The organism is Bacillus sp. AFS018417 (genome assembly GCF_002560985.1).
Classification (GTDB): domain Bacteria; phylum Bacillota; class Bacilli; order Bacillales; family Bacillaceae_G; genus Bacillus_A; species Bacillus_A rhizoplanae.
Genome location: NZ_NTTM01000047.1, coordinates 63,054 through 73,216, shown reverse-complemented (window position 1 = coordinate 73,216; position 10,163 = coordinate 63,054). Strand labels below are relative to the sequence as shown.

Below are 10,163 nucleotides of genomic sequence, written 5' to 3'. Positions count from 1 at the left end.
GAAGTTTCACTTTATATTCATATTAGACAGTTACTTTTATTTCCCTTCAAAAAAGAAAGGTGCCTATGCACCTTTCTTTTTTACTTCCTGCAATTCTTTCGAACTAGATAAGAAAAATCCATCTCCTATTTTCAGAGATGGATTTCCCTCTTACTCTACAATTTCCACTTCACGTGAATTTTTCATTTCTTCTACATGTATAACGCGGAATCCATGATCTTCTAAATCTTTTAAAAGCGGCTGTAGTTCTTCTGCCGCAAATCCTTCTCCTAATGTAAACATAATTCTGCGTACATATAGTGCGTTGTTATCAAATGTCATTAGACTTTGAATTCCACTATATTTTTTCAGTACAGTTGATAATTTTTGAATAGCACCATTATAATCTTGCGTTCCGACCATAACTGAATACATACTAGAATGAAGGCCCCATGCATCTTCTAGTAACTCAAATACTTTTTTATGTGTTAAAATACCAAGAAAAAATCCATTGTCATTCACAACAGCAATATATGGTAACTCTTTAATTGTAAAGAACACTTTAAAGAATGAAGAATCTTCTTTTACATACCCATCTTTATTGCGCAATAACTCTTTCACATTATCATCTAAAGAACCTTTATATTCTAAAATATCTACTTTATAAATATTCCCTAAAAATGTTTCTTCTTTTTTATCTAGAACTGGAACACAGCGATATCCGGTTCTATTTAAATGATCTAGCGCTTCTTGCAACGTATATGTATCCTTACAAAACAACACTTCTTTTTTTGAAACATAGTTTCCTTTTACCCTCATAAAAATCCCCCTTATGTTAAAATATTTTCTGTGTCATAAATATATAATATTTTCAGAAAAAAATAAATATTTTATTTGATTTTTCTGACTNNTTTATTTATTGTTTTTCATCATTTTTTTCATTTTTTCGACAAACGAGGAAGAAGATATTATATAAAAATTTCCTTTCTTATCCTATCAAAAAGAGATTGTATCTTTCAAAAAGAAACGTTAAAATAGTAGTGATAATTTTCAGAATTTTATAAAAGTAGGTGAGGTATATAGCGTCTTCTATTATCACTTATGTGTATCGTTGTCTTTTAGGCTTTGTGGCTATTATTCTTATTAGTCCAATTCCTGCTGCTCTTCTAAACGACAAACAATCCTATTTTGAAGTACTATATACAATGATTAATCATTTTGTACATTTTCATTCTATCTCTATTCCGATGACAGATTGGATTCATGAATCATTCTTTTTTTCTTCTTATCAGCCACATGACATATCAAAATCATTTAATTCACATGAAAATTCATCTCCGTTGTTCCCATACATATGGAAATTATATTTTTTATCTATGATGCGATTCTTACTTTCACTTACTGTCGGTTTTCTCCTTAGTCTTAGAATTGGTCGATTTTTTATTAAGTTATCCCCTAAAAATAGAAAACGTTTTTCATTTTTACGCTGGATTCCATTTTCATTTGGCACTGTCCTACTACAATGTATCATCATCACTCTTTTTCTCTTCACAGCATCGTACATATCTTTTCCATACTTTTCTTCTCTTTTAATCATTTGTAGTACATCCATGATTCTTATCATCCAAGCCATCAAAACATGGATTCCTTTCTTATATACAGTACAAGAAACAACACATGCGCACGATTCAGCTTTTTTTAGTAATACACTATTCGCTTCGCTGCTTGCAAGCCATAAATCTATCGTTAGTTCCATATTAATTTCCTTTATATATATGGAGTGCATTTTTCATGTAAATGGGTTATTTCAATTTATTGTACAGTATTGTGTTAGTTCACCAACACTTGTTGCAATAGGCCTTTTATTACTGTACATCCCATACATGCTGATTTCTCTCTTACAAATATTATGGAAAAGAAATCGCCATATTGCGCGTATCCATACACTATCACGCACAACAATAAAGTGAAACTTCTATCAGTGGGGGTCCCCTACTGATGGTTAGTTGAACCAATCGGGCGCATGCCAGAAGTTATCCACCACCTATCTTCTTTACTTTCTCTAAATCTTGAGGTGGGAATCTTACTGCCCAAAAGTAGCGGGATAAAAATTTCTACCAATCATATTCTTACGACCATTTTTTCATAAAATTTCACATTCCCCGCCTCCTTTCTTTGACTATCCCTTCCTTTTCCATATATTATTAAAGTAAAACCTTTATTAGGAGGTGACATCTTTATTCTAAATTTAGAATAAAGAATATCCTTGGACATACTTAAACTTTTTTTCATCGCTTTACTCATTCTTATTTCCGGCTTTTTCGTAGCATCAGAGTTTGCTGTTGTTAAAGTACGCAAAAGTCGAATTGACCAACTTGCCAATGAAGGAAATAGACAAGCAATCCTAGCAAGAAAAGTTGTTTCCAATTTAGATGTATACCTATCTGCTTGTCAGCTAGGTATTACCATTACTTCATTAGGACTCGGTTGGCTTGGTGAACCTACTGTGGAGCGCTTATTGGAGCCGCTTTTTGAAAAAATGAATATAACAGGTTCAATGGAACATACATTATCAGTTATTATAGCTTTTAGCGTCATTACATTCTTTCACGTGGTACTAGGTGAACTGGTTCCAAAATCCTTTGCCATTCAAAAAGCTGAACAAATTACTTTAATGTTTGCAAGACCTTTAATTATATTCGATAAAATAATGTATCCTTTTATCTGGTTATTAAATAGCACAGCTCTATTTTTCACGAAACTATTTGGATTACAACCGATAAAAGAGAATGAACTTTCTCACTCCGAAGAAGAGCTGCGCCTTATTTTAAGCGAGAGCTATAAGAGCGGAGAAATTAATCAATCTGAATATAAATATGTAAACAATATTTTTGAATTTGATGATCGAGTTGCAAAAGAGATTATGGTTCCACGTACTGAAATGATCTGTTTATCAACTGAAAATTCATTAGCGGAAAATATGGAAATTATCTCTAACGAAAAATATACGCGTTATCCTATTATCGGAAAAGATAAAGATGATGTTGTCGGTATGATTAATACAAAAGAAATCTTTCATGATCAAACAAAAGGGATCTGTAAGCCGCTAGAGTCATACATACATCCTGTTTTAACAGTATTCGAAACTGTACCAATTAAAAAGGCACTCATTCATCTACAAAAAAATCGTGTCCAGTTAGCAATTATTATGGATGAATATGGTGGAACTGCAGGTCTTCTTACAATGGAAGATATTATTGAAGAAATTATTGGGGAAATTCAAGATGAATTCGATATAGATGAAACACCAATGATTGAGAAACGCAATCCAACATTAACGTTACTTGACGGAAAAGTGCTTATTTCTGATGTAAATGATATGTTTGGCCTTCATATCGATGATAGTGATTTAGATACAATCGGAGGCTGGTTCTTGTCACAAACAATTGACGTAAATATTGAGCCAGGCCATACTATTCAATATGAAAATTATCAGTTCAAAGCATTAGAATTAGATGGCCATCAAATAAAAAAAATCGCCGTTAGTAAAATAGATACACAAAAAGGAGTTACGCTGTGAATACCTTTTTAACTATATGTATTATTGCTTGTTTCATTATATCGTTCATTGCGTTTATTTATCCGATTATTCCAGGTATACTCGCTTTATGGGCTGGGTTTTGTATTTATCAATTTGGCATTAACGACTTAGAATTAACAAAATCATTTTGGCTTATTCAAATTGTATTTACAATTATATTTTTCATTGCTGATTTTGTTACGAATAGCTATTTCTTAAAAAAGTACGGAAGTACAAAATGGAGCGAACGTATCGGTATGGTTTCTATTATTGTTGGATCGTTCTTTTTCCCGCCATTTGGGCTAATTATTATCCCGTTTCTTTCCGTTTTCGTAACAGAATTAATGCATAAAAAAGCACCACAAGAAGCCTTTATGGTTGGAGTTGCAACAGTTATCGGATTTTTAAGCAGCACAATAGCTAAAGCGATTTTACAAATCATTATGATTATTATATTTGTATGCTATATTATTTTTTAGCCATCCTTATGATAAGGATGGCTTTTTTAATAGGCAATGCCCACTCGTTTTTTATAATGAATATCATGATAAAGTAATTGATAAGCAAAATGGGCTGTATCTCCAACTGTGATCTTCATACCATCTAGCGGTAACACATCTTCTTCAGTTCGATAAATAGCTGTTTCTTCTCCATCTATTAAGTGTGTTGGACAGACAATCGTCCATTGTAATTTGCTATTCTCTAAAGCCAAATAAGCCGCTACATGGTCTTCCGCTGCTGCCGTTGTCTTTCGACGTGATTCACTGGATTGGAAGCGATATAATTGCGGATTCAAACGTGCCTGTAAAATCCCAGCCGTTCCAATTGTTATAATTCTCATAATCCCTTCCTCGTTCATAGCATGTATAATGTTTGGTAAGCTTTTTGATAACGTTCTATTTCCATCGGTACCTAGTGCACTAATTACAACATCTGCTCCCTTTACACACGCTCTCACATCTTCTTCATTCCATACATTTCCTTCTATTATACGAAAATTTTCATGTTGTACTTGCAGCTTTTCTTTATTTCTCACAAGCGCTGTCACTATATGATTATCCTGTAATGCAAATTTTAAAATTTTGAGTCCAACTCGACCCGTTGCTCCAAATAAACATATATTCATACTAACTCACACCCTTTCACTCCTCTCTATTGTTTCTGAAAAAGCAAAAATATACAACAAAAAAGCCTTCTCATTGATCGAGAAAGCTTCTATCATCATATAACACTTATTTCTTTTCGCTAGAGCTAGAGGAACTATCTTTTGAATCTTTCGAATCGTTATCTTTTACTTCTCCACTCGTTTCTTTATCCTTGCTCGTATCTCCTTGTTGCGTCGTCTCTTCCTCTTTCTTTTCCTCATCTTTACTACAACCTACCACAAATAAAGAGCTAGCAAGTGCAACAGCAGTTAACGATTTAACCCATTTATTCATTTGCTTATCCCCCTTTTGATAGAATATGTACATTTTCATATTACTTTTCTTTTTTGAAGGAAATATTAGGAATTAGTAAAGAGATGGTAAATGATTGTAAATTTTTCGAATACTATGAGTAATCTATTTTAATTTCTTTCTCATTTCGTTTATACTAAAAAAAATTCAGGAAGAAAGGCTGATTGAAATGGAACTTGGATTACAAGGAAAAACAGCGCTTGTTGTTGCATCGAGTCAAGGACTAGGAAAAGCAATTGCTACTCAACTTGTCACAGAAGGCACAAATGTAATGTTATTGAGCCGTAACGAAGAAAAACTACAAAAAATTCAAAAGGAACTCACTCAATTGAATAACGGAAACGTTGCTTATACTGTTTGTGACATAACAAATACTGAACATATTAAGCAAGCCGTGGAACGAACCACTCAAACATTCGGAACAATCGATATTTTAATAAACAATGCCGGAGGCCCAACGCCAGGTACATTTGAACAATTATCAGACGAACATTGGTATCATTCTTTTGAATTAAATTTATTAAGCTACGTTCGAATGATTCGAGAAGTACTTCCACACATGAAAAAAAACGGTGGAAAAATTATTAATATCGCTTCTTCTTCTATAAAAGAGCCGATTCCAGGTCTACTTCTATCTAACACATTCCGTGTAGGTATTACAGGCTTAACAAAAACGCTCGCTTCTGAATTTGCACCGTATAACATTTTAATTAATACGATTGCACCAGGACGAATTGCTACTGAACGCGTTGCTTCTCTTGATACTTTGGCTGCTCAGAAACATGGTATTTCAGTAGAGGAAGTGCAAAAAGAATCCAAAGCAACCATTCCACTCGGAAGATACGGGCAACCTTCAGAGTTTGCGACATTTGCCACATTCCTTGTATCCGATGCAAACACCTATATGACGGGTCAATCCTTTTTAGTAGATGGTGGCATGGTAAAAGGATTATAAAGAATTTAAATATCAAAGATTTACTTCCTGTTACATATTGAATGGAAAATAACAAAAAGACAGCGGTATCGCTGTCTTTTTCATCCATATTTTTCTTCATCCATCATTGCTTGTATGCTATACTCTTTTTTCATAACATATTGCCACACGCTGTATGCGTTTCGATTCATTTTCAAAAAACAACTTTCTAAAAAAGAACGAAATTCTGGATTTGCCACTTGGATTGCCACCTGTGCATACCCAAGTGCCAACCGCTTCAAATGTGAAATATACGAAAAGGCAATTTCTATATCATCTTTTTGTCCACTATAGTTAGTATGCACTGTTTCAATTGATGATGAAACTGGATACTTGCCAATAACATGCTGTACATTTTCACCTTCTTGAAAATTAATCTGTTCATTATACGCTTGTAATAAGTAAGGTAAATGTTGCTGTAACAATTCTTTTAATTCATTATCACGTACTTCTCTCATATATTCACCAATTACACATATCACTTCATAGCTATAACTCATGAGCTCTTCAATATAATTCATCCAATATTTCCTCCTCTCTACTGATATGTATGCTATAAATAGAATGACAGAACCTTCGACACTCTCGCCAAAAACTTATCCCACATACTCATTTTTTCAAAGTCTTTCTCCGAAAATTGCTTTGCTTGCTGGAAATCCGTTTGCAAACGACGTTGTATTTCACCAATAATTTTTCCTTCATAAATAAAACAATCTGATTCTGCATTTATATAAAAACTGCGATTATCAAAATTCGCGGTTCCGACGTCTGCAAACTTATCATCAATAAGAGTCACTTTCCCATGAAAGAAACCGTCTCGATATTGATATATTTCTGCTCCAGAACGCAGTAACTTTTCCAAATAAGGATAAGCTGCCTGCTTTAATAGCAAAGCATCACTTTTAAAAGGGACAAGAATTTGTAATCGTACTCCCCTCTGCAATGCATTTTGTAACCCCGTCATCATTTCTTTACTGGGCACAAAGTAAGGAGTGGCAATCACAATTGATGTTTTCGCACTTTGTATCATCTCTTTATAGTGTGCCCATAAACCTTTTCCATCTGTAAATACATATCGATACTTGTTATTCCCTTGTATAGGCGTTATCTCATGTGAGGATAACTCTTTCCCAGTATCCAATTCCCAGTCTTTTGCAAACTGTCTTTTCATATCCTGTGCACCTGAACCAGTAATACGAACATGGTAATCACGCCATTTTCCAAAACGAGGATCCTCCCCAAGGTATTCATGCCCTATATTAAATCCCCCTACATATGATATACTCCCATCTACTACCACAATGCGGCGATGATTGCGATTATGAAGTGTGTAAAAGAAATTTTTAAAACGAGGCTTTTTACTAAACGTAAACTGTACACCACTATTTTCTAATTCTTGTATCGTTTTCTTCTTTATTTTATATCCCCCAATGCGATCCACAGATAATTTCACTTCAACGCCTGAAGCTGCTTTTTGCTTTAATAATTGTAAAAATTTATTGCTTATCTTATCTTTACCTACAATATAAAAATGAAGATAAATATACTGTTTCGCCTGATTAATATCAGCAAAAAGATCTCGATAAAAATCATTTCCATCTACATAAAGCTTAAAATCACCATAACGAATCTGTGATATTGGATTTTCTTTTACTCTGTTTCTGCCTACTTTTACATCTACATGCATCCATATCACCATAATTCCTATACAAAAAAGGAGGAACAGAAGTTTTCTCATCGAGAATCCTTTCCTTTCAAATTATCATTTTTATATGTTTCCCCCTCACTATTTCCCTATACAATAAAAAACATCATTTACATGACATATATCCCTGTCAAATCATTCCGAATGTGCATATTGTATTCTGTAACCTAAAACAAAAGGAGGAAAAAACAATGGGCTTTGGAGTTCACGGCGGTGGGTTTGCGTTAGTTGTTGTATTATTTATCCTCTTAATTATTGTTGGTGCTGCTTGTTTTTGCTAACTAGCTATCCACTTCATACAACTTTTATGTAGACAAAAAAACTATGAAAAAGAACATCTAATGATTAGATGTTCTTTTTCTGTTTATAATGATAATGTGACACTTTAATCAGTGGAGATTTTCTGTATCCTCCACCTAATCTTTGCTTCTAGCATAACTTTGAGGTGAGCTATTACTGCTCGTTAATGCGGGATTAATTTTATAAAGCTTTCATCTATAAAAAAGAAGCCGATTTTATGAATCGGCTCCTCGGTATACATATTGGTCTTTTGGAGGTTCTACTGTGTGCCAATTTGCAACTTCTAATACAGGTATATTTGCGTGAAACGGTTGATAAAACTCTGTTGAAATTTCCCCTTCAACTTCAACCCAATCATCATTCTTCCACTGAGCATCTTCTGGTTTTTTGACCAGCATCCCATACACACCTGAATCAGCAACACAGTGAATAATTCCAAAGCGGAATACAAAATACTGTTCTTTTTTAGAAGAATCATCACGGAATACAAACCCCTTAAAAGAAAGGGTCTTACCCGTGAATTCGCCAGGGTAGTTATATATTATTTCCATCCCTTTCAAAAAGTTTGTATCGTTTAAAACAATTTTATCTTTTGTTACGAAGTCCTTCTTTTCTTTTTCCATGAGTTCCCGATAACCTTCTTGTGCATAGTAAATGCTCGTATCAGGTTTTAAAAACTGTCGATTCATAAACGGGTCTGTATTTCCTGGCTCCGCAACGGGGAAATGAAACCCTTTTGCTTTTACGATATCAGAATCTAATGTTGCAATTGGAAGAAAGAGCCCCGTAATAATCGGAAAACAAAATACTGTATACGTAAGAAGACGTTTCCACCATGTATTTTCATCTTTTGAATGATCATGACCACAATGACTTTCATTGCAACCACATTCATGATCATGGTCATGTTCATGATTATGGTCATGTTCATGATTATGGTCATGTTTACCATGCTCTTTTTGAAATACGATAATCATTTGAATTACAGTTAAAAAACCTAAAATAATCGCTGCTGTTGTTGATAAATATGAATATTTCATATTTATATATTTCGTGATATTACCAGAAATATGAAGTTGTGCCAATAAAATTGTAAATCCAAGTAAAATATAAGCTCGAAACATTGATTATCCCCCCATCGCATAAATGAGTAGTGAGCTTGCGTAAACAACAACTGTAATTAAAGCAATCAAAACAATAACAAAACGTGTTTTAAAAGTTGCAAACATCATAATCATATTTTTAATATCCACCATCGGTCCGTATACAAGAAAGGCGACTAGAGCTGGTGTTGCAAATGTACTTTGGAATGAAGATGCAATAAACGCATCCGCTTCTGAGCATAAGGATAAAATAAAAGCAAGCCCCATCATAACAGCAGATGAAGAAAACGGTCCTTGTCCAATCTCAAGCAGTGTAGAAGTCTTTACAAAAGTTTGTACGCTTGCCGCAATAAGTGCGCCGATAATTAAAAATTTCCCCATTGAGAAAAACTCTTCAACAGCATGTGTACATACGTCCCAAAATTTTTGACGAAATGGTCGATTATGATCTACCACTGGAAAATTAGTATTCCGTAGTTGATGACCTTTAAACGTAAACGATAATATAAGACTGACAATAACAGCTACAACAATAGCTACAATAGCACGATACCACACCATATGCATACTACTACCGAATGCTACATATGTCGCAAATAAAACGATAGGATTAATAATCGGTCCAGTCAGCATGAAGGCAATACCAGCATAAGGTGGTACTCCCTTTCCGATAAGGCGTCGAACGATTGGAACAATTCCACATTCACAACCCGGAAACAACATCCCTAGAAAAACAGCTAATAATATTGATAGAAAACGATTCTTCGGCATCCATTTTGCTATCATATCTTCTGTCACAAACATTTGAATGAATCCTGAAATGAATACACCAATTAATACAAATGGCAGTGCTTCAATTAAAATTGAAATAAAAATCGTATTCATTTGCAGGAACGCTTTTGGTAAATGAAACATTTCCATGATGCACATCCTCCATCTTTTCAGTAACAATAAGTAATTGTAACTGGAATCCGTAAATTGAACAAGTAATTATAAACATTAATCCAAATGGTATATTATACAATTTCCATTTCTTGGAGTAATGAATAACAGTGTTCAAAAGTGT

12 protein-coding genes are annotated in these 10,163 nt (G+C 33.9%); 4 read left to right on the top strand and 8 right to left on the bottom strand.

Translation table 11 applies throughout. The features are described from left to right. Window positions 1-150 precede the first annotated feature (150 nt). Window positions 151-798 (bottom strand): cyclic di-AMP binding protein CbpA, encoded by a 648-nt coding sequence (gene cbpA, locus CN326_RS18775; protein WP_098310489.1) that lies wholly within the window; start codon window positions 796-798, stop codon window positions 151-153. A gap of 469 nt (window positions 799-1,267) precedes the next feature. Continuing rightward, window positions 1,268-1,735, bottom strand: coding sequence for a hypothetical protein (locus CN326_RS24725; RefSeq protein WP_176524690.1), 468 nt, complete (start codon window positions 1,733-1,735; stop codon window positions 1,268-1,270). 510 nt (window positions 1,736-2,245) lie between these two features. Between CN326_RS24725 and CN326_RS18765 the strand changes: the two genes are divergently transcribed. Further along, the gene (locus CN326_RS18765; protein ID WP_098310488.1) at window positions 2,246-3,559 is read left to right on the top strand and encodes a hemolysin family protein; all 1,314 of its coding nucleotides are present in this window, start codon (window positions 2,246-2,248) and stop codon (window positions 3,557-3,559) included. After that, the gene (locus tag CN326_RS18760) at window positions 3,556-4,038 is read left to right on the top strand and encodes a DUF456 domain-containing protein (protein WP_098310487.1); all 483 of its coding nucleotides are present in this window, start codon (window positions 3,556-3,558) and stop codon (window positions 4,036-4,038) included. Before CN326_RS18765 ends, CN326_RS18760 begins: the two co-directional genes overlap by 4 nt. A 26-nt stretch (window positions 4,039-4,064) precedes the next feature. On the opposite strand, the gene CN326_RS18755 is transcribed toward CN326_RS18760, so the two are convergent. Continuing rightward, window positions 4,065-4,685, bottom strand: coding sequence for an NAD(P)-dependent oxidoreductase (locus CN326_RS18755; RefSeq protein WP_098310486.1), 621 nt, complete (start codon window positions 4,683-4,685; stop codon window positions 4,065-4,067). Between the two features lie 106 nt (window positions 4,686-4,791). Beyond that, entirely contained in the window at window positions 4,792-4,998 is a 207-nt protein-coding gene (locus CN326_RS18750; RefSeq protein WP_098310485.1) for a hypothetical protein, read from the bottom strand. Window positions 4,999-5,185: 187 nt separating this feature from the next. Between CN326_RS18750 and CN326_RS18745 the strand changes: the two genes are divergently transcribed. Next, window positions 5,186-5,971: an SDR family oxidoreductase gene (locus tag CN326_RS18745; protein ID WP_098310484.1), complete on the top strand. Its 786-nt coding sequence runs from the start codon at window positions 5,186-5,188 to the stop codon at window positions 5,969-5,971. An 80-nt stretch (window positions 5,972-6,051) separates the two neighbouring features. On the opposite strand, the gene CN326_RS18740 is transcribed toward CN326_RS18745, so the two are convergent. Both CN326_RS18740 and cls read right to left on the bottom strand, forming a co-directional pair. Further along, window positions 6,052-6,510 carry a spore coat protein gene (locus CN326_RS18740; protein WP_098310483.1) on the bottom strand — a complete coding sequence of 153 codons (459 nt, stop codon included), beginning with the start codon at window positions 6,508-6,510 and terminating at the stop codon, window positions 6,052-6,054. Window positions 6,511-6,542: 32 nt separating this feature from the next. Beyond that, entirely contained in the window at window positions 6,543-7,727 is a 1,185-nt protein-coding gene (gene cls / locus CN326_RS18735) for a cardiolipin synthase (RefSeq protein ID WP_098310482.1), read from the bottom strand. Between the two features lie 158 nt (window positions 7,728-7,885). On the opposite strand from cls, the gene CN326_RS18730 reads away from it, so the two are divergent. After that, on the top strand, window positions 7,886-7,975 hold the full coding sequence (locus CN326_RS18730; protein ID WP_098310481.1) for a YjcZ family sporulation protein: 90 nt from the start codon (window positions 7,886-7,888) through the stop codon (window positions 7,973-7,975). A 234-nt stretch (window positions 7,976-8,209) separates the two neighbouring features. Here the strand turns inward: CN326_RS18730 and CN326_RS18725 are convergent, their stop codons facing one another. Together CN326_RS18725 and CN326_RS18720 are read right to left on the bottom strand one after the other, a co-directional pair. Further along, window positions 8,210-9,118, bottom strand: a complete 909-nt coding sequence (locus tag CN326_RS18725) for a TIGR03943 family putative permease subunit (protein WP_098310480.1) — start codon at window positions 9,116-9,118, stop codon at window positions 8,210-8,212. Between the two features lie 3 nt (window positions 9,119-9,121). Next, window positions 9,122-10,018, bottom strand: a complete 897-nt coding sequence (locus tag CN326_RS18720; RefSeq protein WP_098310479.1) for a permease — start codon at window positions 10,016-10,018, stop codon at window positions 9,122-9,124. Between the last annotated feature and the right edge of the window lie 145 nt (window positions 10,019-10,163).

Excerpts from the sequence above, each read along its gene's own strand:
- cbpA (WP_098310489.1), bottom strand. The coding sequence starts at position 798 with ATGAGGGTAAAAGGAAACTATGTTTCAAAAAAAGAAGTGTTGTTTTGT.
- CN326_RS24725 (WP_176524690.1), bottom strand. The coding sequence starts at position 1,735 with ATGGAACTAACGATAGATTTATGGCTTGCAAGCAGCGAAGCGAATAGT.
- CN326_RS18755 (WP_098310486.1), bottom strand. The coding sequence starts at position 4,685 with ATGAATATATGTTTATTTGGAGCAACGGGTCGAGTTGGACTCAAAATT.
- CN326_RS18750 (WP_098310485.1), bottom strand. The coding sequence starts at position 4,998 with ATGAATAAATGGGTTAAATCGTTAACTGCTGTTGCACTTGCTAGCTCT.
- CN326_RS18745 (WP_098310484.1), top strand. The coding sequence starts at position 5,186 with ATGGAACTTGGATTACAAGGAAAAACAGCGCTTGTTGTTGCATCGAGT.
- CN326_RS18740 (WP_098310483.1), bottom strand. The coding sequence starts at position 6,510 with ATGAATTATATTGAAGAGCTCATGAGTTATAGCTATGAAGTGATATGT.
- cls (WP_098310482.1), bottom strand. The coding sequence starts at position 7,727 with ATGAGAAAACTTCTGTTCCTCCTTTTTTGTATAGGAATTATGGTGATA.
- CN326_RS18730 (WP_098310481.1), top strand. The coding sequence starts at position 7,886 with ATGGGCTTTGGAGTTCACGGCGGTGGGTTTGCGTTAGTTGTTGTATTA.
- CN326_RS18725 (WP_098310480.1), bottom strand. The coding sequence starts at position 9,118 with ATGTTTCGAGCTTATATTTTACTTGGATTTACAATTTTATTGGCACAA.
- CN326_RS18720 (WP_098310479.1), bottom strand. The coding sequence starts at position 10,018 with ATGGAAATGTTTCATTTACCAAAAGCGTTCCTGCAAATGAATACGATT.